This is a genomic window from Roseomonas chloroacetimidivorans, from assembly GCF_049629625.1.
Classification (GTDB): Bacteria; Pseudomonadota; Alphaproteobacteria; order Acetobacterales; family Acetobacteraceae; genus Roseomonas; species Roseomonas chloroacetimidivorans.
The window spans coordinates 1-14,626 of sequence record NZ_JBNBZS010000034.1 but is presented as its reverse complement, the minus strand read 5'-3'; the positions used below and the strand labels follow the sequence as shown (position 1 = coordinate 14,626).

Here is a 14,626-nt window from a genome sequence, read left to right as displayed (position 1 = left end):
TACAGGACGTTCTGCAGGCCGGATTGTGGTAGATCCTGATGGCCACTTCAGGTCTCTTGGAGGGTGACGGGCGCGGTTATGCCGCCGCCCGGCGCGCCTCCGCCTCGGGAGGCAGTAGGAAGGTCAGCGCCATGCAGGCGACCAGCATCGCGGCCGAACCCCAGAGGCAAGCCTCCAGCCCACCATGCTGGGCCAGTATGCCGGACAGCAGGATGCCGAACAGGCGCCCGGCGGCGTTGGCCGCGTAGTAGAAACCGACGTCCTCGGCCGCCTTCTCCGAGCCCGCGTAGGCGAGGATGAGGTAGGAGTGCAGGGACGAGTTCACGGCAAAGGCGAAGCCGAACACCGCCAGCCCCACCACAACGACTAGGTCGGGGCGCCCGATACCAGGCACGGCCAGCAGGATACCGAGGGCGATAGGGATGGCGGCTAGCGCCGCGGCCCAGAGCCGCGCCTCCGGAACTTCGCGGGACAGCCCGTCCGGGCTGCGCCGGATCACCGACGGTGCCAACGCCTGCACGCCGCCGTATCCGATGGTCCAGGCGGCCAGGAAGGTCGCCACGCCCACGAAGTGCCAACCCTGGCTGTAGAGAAAGACCGGCAGGCCGACGACGAACCAGACGTCGCGGGAGCCGAACATGAAGATGCGGGCGCCTGCCAGCAGGTTCACGCCCCGGCTCTTGGCCATGAGCTCCTTGAAGCTCTTTGATGCCTTGGCCTTGCCCAGCGCCTGCGGCAGGCCGAGCGTGACGCCCGCCAGGATGACGGCTAGCAGGCCCGCCAACAGCCAGAGAGCCGGTTGGAACCCGGCCACCTGCAGCAGGAAGCCCCCCAGGAAGAAGCCGAAGCCCTTCATGGCGTTCTTGGAGCCGGTGAACCAGGCCACCCAGCGGAACAGCTGCCCGGCGCCCTGCTGCGAGGTCGCCTTGATGGCGGACTTCGACGCGGTCTTGGTCAGGTCCTTGGCCACGCCGGAGATGCCCTGGGCCGCCACGACCCAGGCCACCGAGGTGGCGGCACCCCAGTCCGGATCGAGGGCAGAGAGCATGAGTAGCCCGCAGATCTGCAGGCCGAGGCCGATCGAGAGCATGCGCGGGATGCCGAAGCGCGTGGCGAGCCAGCCTCCGCCGAAGTTCGCAAAGATGCCCGCCGCCTCGTAGAGAAGGAACAGGAAGGCGAGCATGAAGGGCGTGTAGCCGAGTTGGTAGAAGTGCAGCAGCACCAGCATCCGCAGCGCACCGTCCGTGAGCGTGAAGCCCCAGTAGGCGCCGGTCACGGTGAGGTAGTTGCGGGCGGCGGACATCAGGCGCCGCGCTCGATGACGATGTTGGCCAGGTCCACCATCCGGCAGGCGTAGCCCATCTCGTTGTCGTACCAGGCGTAGACCTTCAGCAGCGTCTCGTCGGTCACCATGGTGCTCGGCCCGTCCACGATCGCGCTGCGGGTGTCGTTGGCATAGTCGGCCGACACCAGGGGCCGCGTCTCGAAGCCGAGGATGCCGGCGAGCGGCCCGGCGGCGGCCGCGCGGAACAGCTCGTTCACCTCGGCCTCGGTCGTCGGGCGCTGGAGTTCGAAGACGGCGTCCGTCAGCGAGGCATTCAGGACCGGCGCCCGGACGGCGTGGCCGTTCAGGCGGCCCTTCAGCTCAGGGTAGATGAGCGAGATGGCGGTCGCGCTGCCCGTCGTCGTTGGCTGGAGGGATAGCATCGCCGAGCGCGCCCGCCGAAGGTCCTTGTGTGGAGCGTCCACCACGACGTTGGTGTTCGTCGGGTCGTGGATGGTGGTGATCTGCCCATGGCGGATTCCGAGGGCCTCGTGGACGACCTTCACCACCGGCGCCAGGCAATTCGTGGTGCAGGAAGCGGCCGTCAGCAGACGATGCTGGTCCGGGTCGTAGCTGTCGTGGTTGACGCCGACGACCACGTTCATGGCCGACCCGTCCTTCACGGGGGCTGCGACGATGACCCGCTTCACGCCCCGGTCGAAATAGCCCTGGAGCTGTTCCTGCTTGAGGAACTTGCCGGTGCACTCCAGGACGATGTCGCAGCCGAGGTCGCCCCAGGGCACGTCCGCCGGCGCGGCCTCGGTGGTGAAGCCGATGCGGCGGTTGCCGATGGTGATGGCCCGGTCGTCCTCCGCCCCGATCCGCTCGCGCCAGCGGCCATGGATGCTGTCGAACTCGAGGAGGTGGGCGGTCGCCTCGGCGCCGCCCTTGAGTTCGTTCAGGTGGACGATATCGAGCCGATTGCCCGCGCGAGGGTCGTCGTCTTCCCGGAACACGCCGCCCAGGGCCGCGCGAAGCGCCAGGCGTCCGATGCGGCCCATGCCGTTGATGCCGACCCGCATCTCAGCGGTTCCCCTCGAGGGAGATGGGAGCCTCGCCGAGGTCGTCCAGCCGGTGCCGGAGAGACATTCGGTCCAGCGAGGCGATGGGAAGGCTGGTGAAGATGCCGATGCGCCGGTGCAGCCCGGCATAGAGCTCGTTGAGCAGCAGCGCCCGCTCGGTGGTGCCCCCAGCGAACTGGGCCGGGCCGGGCAGTGGCCAGGAGGCGGTGATGGCTTGGTCGCCAAAGTCGGGGCAGTGCTGGCCGCGCAGGGTGTCGCAGAGAGCGATGACGAAATCCATGCGGGGCGCGTCGTCATGCGTGAACTCGTTCCAGGACTTGCAGCGAAGTCCGGAGACGTCATGCCCGAGCGCCTGCAGCTTCTCGATGACCTCAGGCATGGGTTGCGGCGCCGGGTCTGACCCGGCGGAGTAGGCCCTGAACCGATCGTCGCCCAGCTTGTCCAGGATGGCCTCGGCCATGAGCGAGCGCGCGGAGTTCCGCGTGCACAGGAACAGGACGTTGTAGGCCGGGGTCATTTGGCTGCTCTCCTTGGGATTGCCGGGCGTTGGGCATGCGAGGTCACCGCAGAGTTCCGGGTGTCCGGAGCAGCAGGTTTCGGTGAGGAATGCGATGAGGTCGCGGAGAGCGACCATCCGGACGGCGTGGATGACCTGTCGGCTTTGGCGCGTGGACTGTGTCAGGCCCGCGCGCTCCAGGGCGCTGAGGTGGAAGGAAGCCGTCGAGGCTGGAATGCTCGTCCGCTCGGCAACCTCGCCCGCAGGAAGGCCGCTTGGTCCGGCGGACAACAGCAGCCGTAAGACCGCGAGGCGGGTTTCCTGGGAAAGTGCTGAGAGTGCCTGTGCCGCTGATCGTTCATCCATGTTTCCAGTTAAATGGAAATGTGCTCGATGACGAGTTACAGTTGGGTGTCAGGGCACGGAATTCGTTGCGGTCATGTTGAGAAGACATCCCGCTTGACGCCTCGATGGTCGATGCATAGTCTTTCGATATGTCATCGAAAGCAGCTCTCACGGCGGTTTCCCGTCCTTCTCCGGACTTCACGAACCGGGCCTACTGGGCAGGGACGATCAAGATGGCGCTTAGCCGGTTCTTCGTCCTGCAGGTGCTGCATGACGGCCCAACTCATGGCTACGACATCGCGCGGGCGGTGGAGCGCACCACCAATGGCTGCTGCTCGCCATCCGAGGGCGCCCTCTATCCGACGCTCAGGGAGTTTGAGCAGGGGGGTTACGTGACCTCGGAGGCCGAGGTGGTCTCCGGCCGCGAGCGCAAGGTTTACACGCTGACCGACAAGGGCCGGGAAGCCTTTAAGGTCGGCCTGGGCGCCTGGATGGACGCCACCAAGGCTCTGACCGAGACCGGTCTGGCCGCGGAGGCCCGCAGGAAGTCGCAGGACAGCTGCAAATGTTGAAGCGCCATTTGTCCCGATACATCTCCCGCCTAGGCATTAAGGAGGAAGTTGCGAGATGAGCTTCTGCTGCTCCACCAACCGACGCTCCGCGGCAGCGGAAGGCGCCACCCCAAACCTCGCGTCGCTTCCGATTGCTGTGATCGGCGGCGGTCCCGTCGGCCTCGCCGCCGCGGCGCAGTTGCTCGAGCGTGGCCAGGAGCCAGTCGTCCTCGAGGCTGGAGCCTCCGTCGGCACGGCGCCGCTCGCCTGGGGGCACGTCCACATGTTCTCGCCCTGGCGGTACAACATCGACAAATCCGCGCGCGCCCTGCTGGAACGACACGGATGGGTGGCGCCGGACGCCGACGCCTTCCCGACCGGCCGCGACCTCGTTGAGGGCTACCTCGCACCACTCGCCGCCGTGCCCGAGATTGCCGCTCGTCTGCGGCTGAGTACGCGCGTCACCGGCATCGCCCGCCTTCGTGCGGGCAAGGTCCGGAACGCTGGGCGAGAGGAACAGCCCTTCGAGGTGCGGTTCGAGGATGCGCAAGGAAGGGAGGGCCGCATCCTTGCCCGCGCCGTCGTCGTCGCGTCCGGAACATGGGGCAAGCCGAGCCCGGCAGGCGCCTCCGGCCTGCCTGCAATCGGCGAGGGCGAGGCAGTCGATCGGATCCGCTACGGCATGCCCGACATCCTTGGCGCCAATCGTGCTCGATATGCGGGTAAGCGGGTCCTGGTTGTCGGCTCCGGCCATTCGGCCATCGGAACCCTCATCGACCTCGCCACCCTTGCCGACCAAGCGCCTGGCACCTCCGTCCTTTGGGCGGCGCGGAGCGCAGAACTGACGAGGGCCTATGGCGGCGGCGCGGCCGACCAGCTCCCTGAACGCGGCGCCCTCGGCCAGCGCCTGCGCCGCCTCGTCGAGATTGGCGCGGTGGAGCTGCTCGCCCCCTTCTCCGTCGACGAGGTTCAGCGCGAGCCCAACGGCGCCCTGCGGGTGATGAGCGCCGAAGGCGGCTCGGTGAAGGCCGACGAGATGGTGGTCGCGACGGGGTTGCGCCCTGACCTCAACATCCTCCGCGAGGCCCGCCTCGACCTCGATCCCGCTCTTGAGTGCCCGCGGCCTCTGGCACCCCTGATTGACCCGAACCTGCACTCCTGCGGCACCGTCCGGCCGCACGGGGCCGAGGAGCTGGTGCAACCGGACGCGGGGCTTTTCCTTGCCGGGATGGCCAGCTACGGCCGCGCGCCGACCTTCCTGCTGGCCACCGGCTACGAGCAGGTTCGCTCCGTCGCGGCGTTCCTCGCGGGTGACTTGGAGGCGGCGCGGCGCGTGGAACTGGACTTGCCCGAGACCGGCGTCTGCAGCGCCAGCCGCGTGCTTCCGGAGGGAACGGCCGCCACTTCGGCTTGCTGCACACCGGAGACACCCCAAGGGGCCTGTTGCCCTCCCAAGCCGGAGCTCGCCAGTGACGCGCCCTGCTGCGGGAGCGCTGTTAGCCCGATGCCCGCCCAGGTCGAGCCGGCCGAATGAGCCAGGTCAACACGGTCTCGGCCGGCACTGCGGCGAGCGGGATTGCCAGCCCCTCGCGGCTGGTGGTCGTCTCGGCCATCGGTACGGCCCAGATTCTCGCCTGGGGCTCCTCCTACTACCTGCTCGCCGTCCTGGCCGGGCCGGTCGCAGCCGACACCGGCTGGTCGCTGACCTGGATCATGGGCGCCCTTTCGGTTGGGATGCTGGTGTCAGGGCTGGCGTCTCCGCGCATCGGGCACTTGATTCATGGACAGGGTGGCCGCCCCGTCCTGGCCGCGAGCGCTGTTTTGCTGGCGGCCGGACTGTTGATGTTGGGCCTCGCACCAAACCTGCCCGTTTTTGTCATGGCATGGGTTGTCATTGGGCTCGGCATGGCGGCCGGGCTCTACGATCCCGCCTTTTCGGCCCTCGGCCGCCTGTACGGCGAGGACGCCCGCAGTGCGATCACTCATGTGACCCTGTTCGGCGGGTTCGCGAGCACCGTCTGCTGGCCGCTGAGCGCCTTTCTGGTTGAGCAGGTCGGCTGGCGCGGTACATGCCTGACCTATGCGGCCATCCACCTTGCGGTCGTCCTGCCCCTCTACCTGGTTGGCGTGCCCAAAGAGGAGCGGCGGCCCTCCGAAGCTCCCAAGAGCGACGGCACTGTCGCGGGGCAGATAAGGCCGGGGCAGCGTTTGGCCTTCGTTCTGCTGGCCGCGGGTTTCACGCTGGCGGCCGTGGTGATGACCGTCATCTCGGTCCATCTGCTGACGCTGCTGCAGTCGCGCGGTGTCGGCTTGGCCGTCGCTGTCGCGCTTGGCGCCCTCATCGGCCCCAGCCAGGTCGGTGCGCGCATCCTGGAGATGCTGGTCGGCCGCAAGGCCCACCCTGTCTGGAGTCTGGTGGCATCGACTGTGCTGGTTGCGGTTGGCCTGGGGATGCTGGTTGGTGACATCACGGCAGCTGGTGCGGGTATCGTTCTGTACGGCGCGGGCAGCGGCATCCGTTCCATCGCGCGCGGCACGGTGCCGCTGGCCCTCTTTGGCCGCGAGGGATACGCGATCCTGATGGGACGCATCGCCATGCCGACACTCGTAGCCCAGGCAGCCTCGCCATCCATCGGTGCTTGGTTGCTGGACGGCTTTGGTTCGACGGCCACCCTGAGCGTGCTCTTCGGCGGGGCTGTCCTGAATATTCTCTTGGTTCTGCCGCTGGTACCGGTGGCTCTCCGGCGCGCTTAGCGTGCGAATTCCACGGGATGGTGGGCAGTGATTCCACGGCATCGTGGGCAGCGGTTCCACGGGATGGTGGGCACGGATTCCACGGGATCGTGGGCACCCTGTTGAGGGTTGCCTGGGGTGGATTGCCGACAGTCTGAGCCGGCTAAGGGACCTCGTTCTGAACGGGGTCTGCCTGATGCCTACTGAGAGATTGTCGATGCGACGGATCCGCGACGTACTGCGTCTGAAGTTCGAGGCTGGACTGAGCGACCGGACCCTTGCGGCCGCGGTTGGCATCAGCAAGGGAGCGGTGGCTGCCTATGTCTATCGTGCCCGGGCGGCTGGGCTGTCCTGGCCGTTGCCGGCCGGGCTGGATGACACGGCGCTGGAGCGGCGGTTGTTCCCGGGGCCGCCGGCACCGGAGGCGGCCAGCCGCGCCGTGCCGGACTGGGCTGGGGTGGAGCGGGAGTTGCGGCGGCGCGGGGTGACGCGGGCGCTGCTGTGGCAGGAGTACCGGGCCCAACATCCCGACGGCTTCGGCTATTCCTGGTTCTGCGAGGCCTATGACGCCTGGAAAGGTCAGGTCTCGCCGACCATGCGGCAGAGCCATGTCGGTGGCGAGAAGGTTTTCGTCGACTTCGCCGGCGATACTATGGGCGTGGTCGACCCGGGCAGCGGCGAGGTCTGGCAGGCCAAGCTGTTCGTCGCCTGCATGGGCGCTTCCAACCTGGTCTTTGCCGAGGCCCGTGCGAGCGAGGGGCTGGCGGACTGGCTGGGGGCGCATGGGAACCTGTTCGCTGCCCTGGGCGGCGTGCCGAAGTTCGTGGTCTGCGACAATCTCAAGGCCGCCGTCACCAATCCCGACCGGCATGACCCGGGACTGAACCGCTCCTACCTGGAGATGGCGGAGTACTACGGCACCACCATCCTGCCGGCCCGGCCCGGCAAGCCGCGCGACAAAGCCAAGGTCGAGCAGTCGGTGCTGCTGGCGGAACGCTGGATCATGGCGCGGCTGCGCCATGCGCGGTTCCTCTCACTGGTGGAGCTCAATGCCGCCATCACCATCCTGACCGCGGAGCTGAATGCCCGGATCATGCGGGGCTTTGGCGCCAGCCGGGCAGAGCTTTTCGCCAGCCTGGATGCGCCGGCACTCCGCGGCCTGCGGACCCCGCCCTATGCCTTTGCTCGTTGGAAACGCTGTCGGGTCGGGCTGGACTATCATGTCGAGGCCGACGGCCATTGGTACTCGGTGCCGTTCCGCCTGATCCGCCAGCTGGTCGACCTCCGCATCGGTGAGGCGACCCTTGAGGTGTTCCACAAGGGCGAGCGCGTGGCCAGCCATGTCCGGGTGCCGCACCGGCGCGGCCACACCACCATCCCCGAGCACATGCCGAACGCGCATCGTCGCCACGCCCAGTGGACGCCGGCGCGGCTGCTGGAGGAGGCCGGCAAGGTCGGGCCTTCGACCACGGCGCTGTGCGAGGCGGTGATGGCGGCGCGGCCACACCCCGAGCAGGGTTTCCGCACCTGCCTCGGCATCCTCGGCCTGGCCCGGATCTATGGCGCCGTGCGGCTCGAGGCGGCCTGTGGCCGCGGCGTCGGCATCCGCGCCCGCACCGTCACCTCCATCCGCTCCATCCTCCAGACCGGCCTCGACCGGGCCTGCCTGGGAGAGGAGCCGGACCGCCTGCCGCCCCCGTTGCACGGCAACATCCGTGGCGGCGGCTACTTCCACTGACCCCCAGAGGAGAGCCCATGCTCGTCCATCCCACCCATGAGCGGCTGATCACGCTCGGCCTGGCCGGCATGGCCAGGGGCTTTGAGGACCAGCGACGATCCCCCGACATCGCCGCCCTGACCTTCGAGGAGCGCCTTGGCCTGCTGGTCGACCGCGAGGCGGCCGAGCGGGAAACCCGGCGCCTGACAACCCGCCTGAAACACGCGGCACTCCGCCACAATGCCAGCATCGAGGACGTCGACCTGCGCACCCCGCGCGGCCTCGACCGGGCGCTGTTCCAGAAGCTGGTCGCCGGCGACTGGATCGACCGCCATGAGGGGCTGCTGGTCACCGGCCCGACCGGCGTCGGCAAATCCTGGCTGGCCTGCGCCCTCGCCCACAAGGCCTGCCGCGACGGCCGCCGCGTGCTCTACCAGCGCGTGCCCAGGCTGTTCGAGGCGCTGGCCATCGCCCGTGGCGATGGCCGCCACAGCCGGGCCCTCAAGGCTCTGGCCCGGGTCGAACTGCTGGTGCTCGACGATTGGGGCCTGTCCGTTCTGACCCAACCCGAACGCGAAACCCTGCTGGAGATCCTGGAAGACCGCCACGGGCGCAGCTCCACCATCGTCACCAGTCAGGTGCCGGTCGAGGAGTGGCACGCAGTGATCGGCAGCCCAACCCTGGCCGACGCCATCCTGGACCGCCTCGTCCACAACGCCCACCGCATCGAACTCAGCGGCGAAAGCATGCGACGCATCACCGCCAGACGCGCCACGACCACCGAAACGCTTGACGCCAGAGAGCCTTCCTGAACGATTAGCCAATCGGCATGAAGCCTGCCCACGATGCCGTGGAATTCGTGCCCACGATCGCCTGGAACTGCTGCCCACGATCACTGGAATACGCACTTAGCGGGCGGCGCTGCTCATATGCATCTAGCGAAGGGGCGGTTCGGCGCGTCCGATTCGTGAACGATTCCCGACACGGGCCGCGAGGACGCGCTGCGTGCTGTAAAGGCTCATCTCGCAGCCGTCGCCGCGTAGGAGTTCGTCCGGAGAGCCGAGGAAGCGGATGAGCTTGGCTGGGGGCCAGCCTGGCCGGGCCAGGACTGAGCCGTCGGTAATCCGACCGCCATCCATCGGGTCTGAAATCCGCGGGATCAGCCCATGGAAGGCACCAACGACCACGTTTGAGGTGGTCTCGCTGGTGATTTGGCGCCGGTGGAGTGAACCCCTGCGGCTGGACCGGGCGGGTCAGAACTAAGCCACGTGCGGGACCAGTTGGTTCTCGAACTCGTCGGGCGATTGGTAGCCAAGGGCGGAGTGGAGCCGCCTAGCGTTGTAGACGTCCTCGATGAACCTCGGCAAACGCTCCGCGACGTCCTGAAACGTCTCGTAGCCGCCGATGTAGACCTCCTCGACCTCGACCTTGAGCGTCTTCATGAAGCTCTCGGCCTGTGCATTGTGATACGGGTTGCCGACGGAACTCATCGAGCCCTGGAGCCCGGCTTCCGCCAGGGCCCGGCGGTAGGTCTCGCTGGCGTACTGGCACCCGCGGTCGGTGTGGAAGATGCATCCGGCCGGAGGGTGGCGGCTCTGCACGGCCGATCTCAGGGCAGCCAGTGCCAGGGGGGTGTCGATGGTGCGCGAGATGGCATAGCCAACCACCTTGCGGCTACAGGCGTCCAGGATGGCGGCCAGGTAGCAGAACCCCGACGCGATCCGGATATAAGTAAAGTCGCCCACCCATACCCGGTTCGGCTCGGCCGGGATGACGTTCTGGTAGAGGTTAGGGAAGATCGGGCTGTCATGCCTGCTGTCGGTGGTGCGCACATGCCGCCGTCGTGGCTTGATCCCCATGCCCTTCGTCCGCATCACCCGGGCGATGCGCTTATGGTTGATGAGGTGTCCCCGTCGCCTGAGTTCCTGCGTCACCCTGCGGTAGCCGTATCCGGGCAGCTCATCCTGGACGGTGCCGATGAGCTCCTCCAGCTCGCTGTCCGTCAACGCGACAGAGCGTTCCTGGGCCTGGTAGTAGTAGCTGCTACGCGACAACCCGATCACTTGGCACTTCCGTCGGATGGAGCAGGCCTGAGGCCGGTGATGATCGATGAGGTCTCGCTGTCGCTCACGAGGCGGAGGCGCGGCGTTTTTTTGCCAAGTCCAGTTCCATCGTGAGCTGGCCGACCTTGCGCTCCAGCGCGGCGATCCTGGCCTCGTACTCCGCGATAACCGAGGCCTCGGCCTCCTCGTTGGTGAGTTCCCCCCGGTCGTACTGGGTCAGCCAGAGCTGGAGCAGGTTGGTCGACAGGTTATGGTGTCGGGCCGCATCACGGCGCCCGATGGCACCGCTGCGGATCTCGTGGCACAGCTGAAGCCTGAACTGCGGCGTGTGACGCCGATAGGGGCCTCGGGATGACATGACCTTCTCCTGATCGGAGGTCCGGCCAGCGTATCAGTTCCGGGTGCCCCAGTGGTCCAGCTCCAGGGGTTCACTCCACTCCCGGGTCAGATCTCAACGCAAATCAACACCCTACCCTCTTCGGCCGGCTGCGGCGGCGCCCCCGCGCCCATCCTCCCGCCCGCGCGCAGTCTGCCCGGGCCGGCGCCTCGATGGCAATCCCCCTCGCCTTTCCCCTCAGGCACGATAATGGAGGATTATCGTGCCCGTGTACCTGGCCAGAGAAGGCTGTTGTGCCTGGATCTGCTGGCTTTTCCGGTGGGCGGCGTAGGACCAGCCGGTCAGCGCCCTGCTCTGCTGAGCCCGGAACGGATGCGCTCCACACGCCTGGCACCCCTGGCGGTGTCCGCGAGGACCGCGCAGTCGCCATCGGGGGTGGCGACCAGAGCGGCGGCATAGTCCGGGCCTCCCGTCCCGCCGCGAGCAAGGCCGTCCAGCACGCCGGCTATCCGCTCCCCTATCCCGGTTCGCTCGAGGGTTAAGAGGCGCAGCACCCAGCCATCATCCTTTGGGAGCGGGTCTCTGGCTGCACTTGCGTCGACGGATGAGGTGGGAACTTTGGTGGCCCGAGTCGGGATGCCTCCGACACGTCGACAGCGCCCTGGTTCCCACAGGCGCCGTTGGACTATTGAAGGGCTTGGGTTGGACTCTTGAAGGAGGCCCTCCTGGGAAGCGTTGTACCAGGTCAAAGGCTTGCCGGAACTGCCCACAGGATTCTTGAAGGTCCAACTACAAGTAGTTTTTCAAATAGCTTCCCTAGTAGCCGGCCCTTCAAAATCCCAAGGCGACAAAGCAGCCCCTATACTGCATATTCCCGACCCATGGGCGCTGTTCACAAAGCCATTGAGGAAGCTGGGAAGCAGGCCACGCTGCTGATCGACGACTTCGGGCGCAACGAGGTTGAGGCGGCCGCTGCCTACTTATCCGACGAGGAGCAGGGGGTAGGCTACCTGTTCTCGGGATGGTGCCAAGCCGCCCTACCCCATCGACGTCTTCCAGACAGCAAAGGCTGGCAGGTCAGCGGTGAACGCGTGACCCTCGTCGTCGAGCCAGGCATGCGTCCCGGTCCTGGCGGCGAGCCCGTGCATGTGGGCGTCCCCTTCGGAAGCCGCGCCCGACTTATCCTACTTTATCTCCAGTCCGAGGCTCTAAAGTCGGGGAGTCGGGAGGTAGAACTCGGCGCCCATTTGACGCAGTGGATGAAGCGGCTCGGGGTTCCCATCGGCGGTCGCTCAGCCGACCAAGTGCGTGAGCAAGCCGAGCGCTTGGCCATGTGCAAGCTAAGCTTTCACGTCCGCACCGGCGCCGCTGCAGGCATGATGCAGCAGACCATTGTGGACACGGCCTTCTTTGTCGACATGGACGAGGAAGGTGCACCGGGTCAGGGCTCTCTTTTTGCGGAGAAGGCCCGACTCAGCGAGGGCTTCTTCGAACAACTCCGGCGTCACCCCGTGCCGCTGGAAGAGGCCGCGATACGCGCCCTCAACAACAACAGCATGGCCTTGGACCTCTACGCATGGGCCGCCTACAGGCTCCACTCTTTGAAGTCGCCGACTCCCGTTTCGTGGCGGGCGCTCAAGCCCCAGTTCGGCGTCGCCTTCAACAGACTGGACAACTTCAGGGCGCGATTCCTCGACAACCTGAAGCTGGCGATGGCCGTCTATCCGGACGCCCGGATCGATGTGACCGACACCGGGCTGCTGCTGCACCCCTCCAAGCCCCCGGTCGCCCCGCGCATCAAGTAGGCCACCGCAGCCCACGGAAGTCCTTCAACAGTCCAATGCACTCGTAGGCCCGAATGGATGTCCTTATTGACTGCAATACAGCCATACAGAAATCCAGCAACATGATGAGACGGTGCCTCGGGGTGAGAGGCGTGACTGCTCTGTTTGCCGTGTAGATGTCCTCTGGACTCAGCCCTAAGCTGGCCCTCAGCCGCGACGGTTCAGCAGTCATACGCTGTCTTAGCCGACGTCCTCACCTACCAGGACGGCGTGTTCCACCAGCGTCAGCGGCTCAATTCCTTCATGAGTCCAACACGTCCATTATGAATGTCTGCTAGCATTGATTGCTGCGCATACATACATCTAGCAATGCGATGCCGGCACCAGAAGGTTCAGGCGCCCTCTCCTAGAAACCCATGCCCTTCAGGTACTCGTTGAGAGCGCGCTCCACGATGTCCGTCTTTGTGATGCGGCGCCGATGGGCCGCCTCGCGCAAGCGCTCTTGCAGGCTGATGGGTAACCGAAAGGTGGCCGCGGTGCTGGGCTCACGGACCTCACCGAGCGGCATCTCCGCCGTGGCGGGCACGGCCGCCGGCGGGGGCGGCTCCGGCGCCGGGACCGGCTTGGAAGCGAGCGGGACCGCAGCGCCCTTTTCAACACGCGGGATCTCCAGTGCGGAAAGGTCAGCAGGCTTTGTAGCCATGAAGACACCTATATGTATTGTTTGCTGTATGGCTGGCCGTCTCTACTGCCCAGGTGCCTGCCGAGCAAGGCGCGCGCGCAGGTATGACCAGAGCTCCGCGACTTCAGCCGCCGGCGTGCCCTTCGGGTCCACCTCCTGTACAGTTCGGCCATCCACTCCGCTCGCCGGAAACGCGACTGAGTGATGGACAATGGCGGGTGCCACAGTACCGTGTTGACTGAGCCGGATGGCCGCCTGCCCCGTGATGTTCGCCCGTTTGGTCGCTTGGTTAACCACGAAGACCATAGGCTTCCCGAGTCGCTCGACGATGTCGATCGTGCTCCCGATTGCCCGGAGGTCATCGGGGGACGGCCGCACGGGAACGATAACAAGCGAGGCGTGGGAGACCACCGCGCGCAGATCGGCGTCGGCGGCCGGTGCCGTGTCGATGAACACCAACGGGACGCCGCTCTTCTCTAGCGCCGCTAGCGTCCGGGGCAGGTCGTCCAGGGAGGACGGCACGAAGCGGGGGGTCTCATCCTTCCGGGCATTCCACCAGCCGCTAAGGCCGCCCATAGGATCGGCATCCAAGATGACCGCAGGGCCATCCCCGGCGCGCTCGGCCTCGACGGCAAGGTGTCTACAAACCGTCGTCTTCCCACTGCCGCCCTTCCTTGAGGCGGCGACCACAACGTCCATACCAGCACCCCCTTCAGCAGGCCGGGAGAGGGCAAGCCATCTTTATGGAACTTTGTCAACATGGATGTTCATCTAGAAGACTGGTCGTATTGCAAGCTGTATGTATGTAGTTCGTCAAGGTGGCCGATCTTTACGGCTCGAAAGAGGATTACGTCACCAAGCCGCAGCTGGGAAACCCCTCGCACCACCGCTCATTTGGCCTTATGTATTGCTCAAAGGAGCAGATGAGATGTCGCAGCTGGACGCCACGGTGAGCCGCCCGCGCCGCAGGGCGGTGCGGCGGCCAGTCGGATCGGCCCTGTCCTACGTGGAGGTGTTCCGGGCCGAGCCGATCAAGCGGATCGGCATGATCAAGAGCGGCCTACGCGCGGCCGAGGCCAAGCGCATCCTTGCCGACCTCGCCGTCACCCAGGCCGTGGCCATGCGGGCGCTGAATATCTGGATCTGTCAGCTCTCGCGCCAGAAGTGCACTCGCAGGCTGGCTGATGCTGCCAGCCTACGCTGCGGCGAGAATGGCGAGCGCGGCTGCGGCGCGACGGAGATGAAGCACGCGGCGGCGGTTGGCGGGGACATGCTGGTTGTAGCGGCGGCGAGGGCGGAAGTGGTTGCGAAGTTCATCGTAGCTGCGACAGAAGCGCTCTGCCGAGATGAAGCTCTTGAACCCGCGCATACATCGGATCCGGCCCTTGATGCCCCGGTGATCCTGTTCGAGCCCGTTGTTCCTGTAGACGCTGGTGCGGTGGGTGGGATCTGTCAGCTCTCGCGCCAGAAGTGCACTCGCAGGCTGGCTGATGCTGCCAGCCTACGCTGCGGCGAGAATGGCGAGCGCGGCTGCGGCGCGACGGAGATGAAGCACGCGGCGGCGGTTGGCGG

General features: G+C 66.6%; 15 protein-coding genes and 1 pseudogene. 7 read left to right on the top strand and 9 right to left on the bottom strand.

Annotation, left to right across the window (positions count from 1 at the left end; translation table 11 throughout):
* Positions 1-76: 76 nt before the first annotated feature.
* From arsJ to ACO1BU_RS21895, 4 genes and pseudogenes are all read right to left on the bottom strand, one after another.
* The gene (arsJ, locus tag ACO1BU_RS21910; protein ID WP_424138097.1) at positions 77-1,303 is read right to left on the bottom strand and encodes an organoarsenical effux MFS transporter ArsJ; all 1,227 of its coding nucleotides are present in this window, start codon (positions 1,301-1,303) and stop codon (positions 77-79) included.
* Positions 1,303-2,346 (bottom strand): ArsJ-associated glyceraldehyde-3-phosphate dehydrogenase, encoded by a 1,044-nt coding sequence (locus ACO1BU_RS21905; protein WP_424138096.1) that lies wholly within the window; start codon positions 2,344-2,346, stop codon positions 1,303-1,305. The genes arsJ and ACO1BU_RS21905 overlap by 1 nt, the downstream gene beginning before the upstream one ends.
* 1 nt (position 2,347) lies before the next feature.
* Positions 2,348-2,863 (bottom strand): arsenate reductase ArsC, encoded by a 516-nt coding sequence (locus ACO1BU_RS21900; protein WP_424138145.1) that lies wholly within the window; start codon positions 2,861-2,863, stop codon positions 2,348-2,350.
* A gap of 168 nt (positions 2,864-3,031) precedes the next feature.
* Positions 3,032-3,208: pseudogene (locus ACO1BU_RS21895) on the bottom strand (ArsR/SmtB family transcription factor); the annotation flags it as partial.
* A 128-nt stretch (positions 3,209-3,336) separates the two neighbouring features.
* On the opposite strand from ACO1BU_RS21895, the gene ACO1BU_RS21890 reads away from it, so the two are divergent.
* From ACO1BU_RS21890 to istB, 5 genes are all read left to right on the top strand, one after another.
* Complete coding sequence (locus tag ACO1BU_RS21890) at positions 3,337-3,759, top strand: PadR family transcriptional regulator (RefSeq protein WP_424138095.1); 423 nt, start codon at positions 3,337-3,339, stop codon at positions 3,757-3,759.
* A 55-nt stretch (positions 3,760-3,814) separates the two neighbouring features.
* Positions 3,815-5,272 carry an FAD-dependent oxidoreductase gene (locus tag ACO1BU_RS21885; protein WP_424138094.1) on the top strand — a complete coding sequence of 486 codons (1,458 nt, stop codon included), beginning with the start codon at positions 3,815-3,817 and terminating at the stop codon, positions 5,270-5,272.
* Positions 5,269-6,492 carry an MFS transporter gene (locus tag ACO1BU_RS21880; protein ID WP_424138093.1) on the top strand — a complete coding sequence of 408 codons (1,224 nt, stop codon included), beginning with the start codon at positions 5,269-5,271 and terminating at the stop codon, positions 6,490-6,492. The genes ACO1BU_RS21885 and ACO1BU_RS21880 overlap by 4 nt, the downstream gene beginning before the upstream one ends.
* Before the next feature lie 175 nt (positions 6,493-6,667).
* Complete coding sequence (istA, locus tag ACO1BU_RS21875) at positions 6,668-8,209, top strand: IS21 family transposase (RefSeq protein ID WP_424138092.1); 1,542 nt, start codon at positions 6,668-6,670, stop codon at positions 8,207-8,209.
* 17 nt (positions 8,210-8,226) lie between these two features.
* Positions 8,227-9,000 (top strand): IS21-like element helper ATPase IstB, encoded by a 774-nt coding sequence (gene istB, locus ACO1BU_RS21870; protein WP_073140728.1) that lies wholly within the window; start codon positions 8,227-8,229, stop codon positions 8,998-9,000.
* 447 nt (positions 9,001-9,447) lie between these two features.
* On the opposite strand, the gene ACO1BU_RS21865 is transcribed toward istB, so the two are convergent.
* The 3 genes from ACO1BU_RS21865 to ACO1BU_RS21855 all read right to left on the bottom strand — a co-directional run bounded on the left by ACO1BU_RS21865 (position 9,448) and on the right by ACO1BU_RS21855 (position 11,142).
* Positions 9,448-10,269: an IS3 family transposase gene (locus ACO1BU_RS21865; protein WP_424138144.1), complete on the bottom strand. Its 822-nt coding sequence runs from the start codon at positions 10,267-10,269 to the stop codon at positions 9,448-9,450.
* Positions 10,270-10,315: 46 nt separating this feature from the next.
* Positions 10,316-10,609 (bottom strand): transposase, encoded by a 294-nt coding sequence (locus ACO1BU_RS21860; protein WP_424138091.1) that lies wholly within the window; start codon positions 10,607-10,609, stop codon positions 10,316-10,318.
* A 320-nt stretch (positions 10,610-10,929) separates the two neighbouring features.
* Positions 10,930-11,142: a hypothetical protein gene (locus ACO1BU_RS21855; RefSeq protein WP_424138090.1), complete on the bottom strand. Its 213-nt coding sequence runs from the start codon at positions 11,140-11,142 to the stop codon at positions 10,930-10,932.
* 327 nt (positions 11,143-11,469) lie between these two features.
* Between ACO1BU_RS21855 and ACO1BU_RS21850 the strand changes: the two genes are divergently transcribed.
* A complete protein-coding gene (locus ACO1BU_RS21850; RefSeq protein ID WP_424138089.1) occupies positions 11,470-12,393 on the top strand; it encodes a replication protein RepA in 924 nt (307 codons plus the stop codon).
* 385 nt (positions 12,394-12,778) lie between these two features.
* Here ACO1BU_RS21850 and ACO1BU_RS21845 read toward each other — a convergent pair whose 3' ends face one another.
* Positions 12,779-13,075, bottom strand: coding sequence for a hypothetical protein (locus ACO1BU_RS21845; protein ID WP_424138088.1), 297 nt, complete (start codon positions 13,073-13,075; stop codon positions 12,779-12,781).
* Positions 13,076-13,117: 42 nt separating this feature from the next.
* Positions 13,118-13,753 carry a nucleotide-binding protein gene (locus ACO1BU_RS21840; RefSeq protein WP_424138087.1) on the bottom strand — a complete coding sequence of 212 codons (636 nt, stop codon included), beginning with the start codon at positions 13,751-13,753 and terminating at the stop codon, positions 13,118-13,120.
* 229 nt (positions 13,754-13,982) lie between these two features.
* On the opposite strand from ACO1BU_RS21840, the gene ACO1BU_RS21835 reads away from it, so the two are divergent.
* Positions 13,983-14,626 (top strand): hypothetical protein (locus tag ACO1BU_RS21835; protein WP_424138086.1); only part of this gene is annotated, 644 nt, incomplete at its 3' end.

What these genes read in the sequence shown, in the direction of transcription:
- ACO1BU_RS21900 (WP_424138145.1), bottom strand. Translation starts at nt 2,863, where the DNA reads ATGACCCCGGCCTACAACGTCCTGTTCCTGTGCACGCGGAACTCCGCG.
- ACO1BU_RS21880 (WP_424138093.1), top strand. Translation starts at nt 5,269, where the DNA reads ATGAGCCAGGTCAACACGGTCTCGGCCGGCACTGCGGCGAGCGGGATT.
- arsJ (WP_424138097.1), bottom strand. Translation starts at nt 1,303, where the DNA reads ATGTCCGCCGCCCGCAACTACCTCACCGTGACCGGCGCCTACTGGGGC.
- ACO1BU_RS21840 (WP_424138087.1), bottom strand. Translation starts at nt 13,753, where the DNA reads ATGGACGTTGTGGTCGCCGCCTCAAGGAAGGGCGGCAGTGGGAAGACG.
- istA (WP_424138092.1), top strand. Translation starts at nt 6,668, where the DNA reads ATGCCTACTGAGAGATTGTCGATGCGACGGATCCGCGACGTACTGCGT.
- ACO1BU_RS21905 (WP_424138096.1), bottom strand. Translation starts at nt 2,346, where the DNA reads ATGCGGGTCGGCATCAACGGCATGGGCCGCATCGGACGCCTGGCGCTT.
- ACO1BU_RS21890 (WP_424138095.1), top strand. Translation starts at nt 3,337, where the DNA reads ATGTCATCGAAAGCAGCTCTCACGGCGGTTTCCCGTCCTTCTCCGGAC.
- ACO1BU_RS21850 (WP_424138089.1), top strand. Translation starts at nt 11,470, where the DNA reads ATGGGCGCTGTTCACAAAGCCATTGAGGAAGCTGGGAAGCAGGCCACG.
- ACO1BU_RS21845 (WP_424138088.1), bottom strand. Translation starts at nt 13,075, where the DNA reads ATGGCTACAAAGCCTGCTGACCTTTCCGCACTGGAGATCCCGCGTGTT.
- istB (WP_073140728.1), top strand. Translation starts at nt 8,227, where the DNA reads ATGCTCGTCCATCCCACCCATGAGCGGCTGATCACGCTCGGCCTGGCC.
- ACO1BU_RS21885 (WP_424138094.1), top strand. Translation starts at nt 3,815, where the DNA reads ATGAGCTTCTGCTGCTCCACCAACCGACGCTCCGCGGCAGCGGAAGGC.
- ACO1BU_RS21860 (WP_424138091.1), bottom strand. Translation starts at nt 10,609, where the DNA reads ATGTCATCCCGAGGCCCCTATCGGCGTCACACGCCGCAGTTCAGGCTT.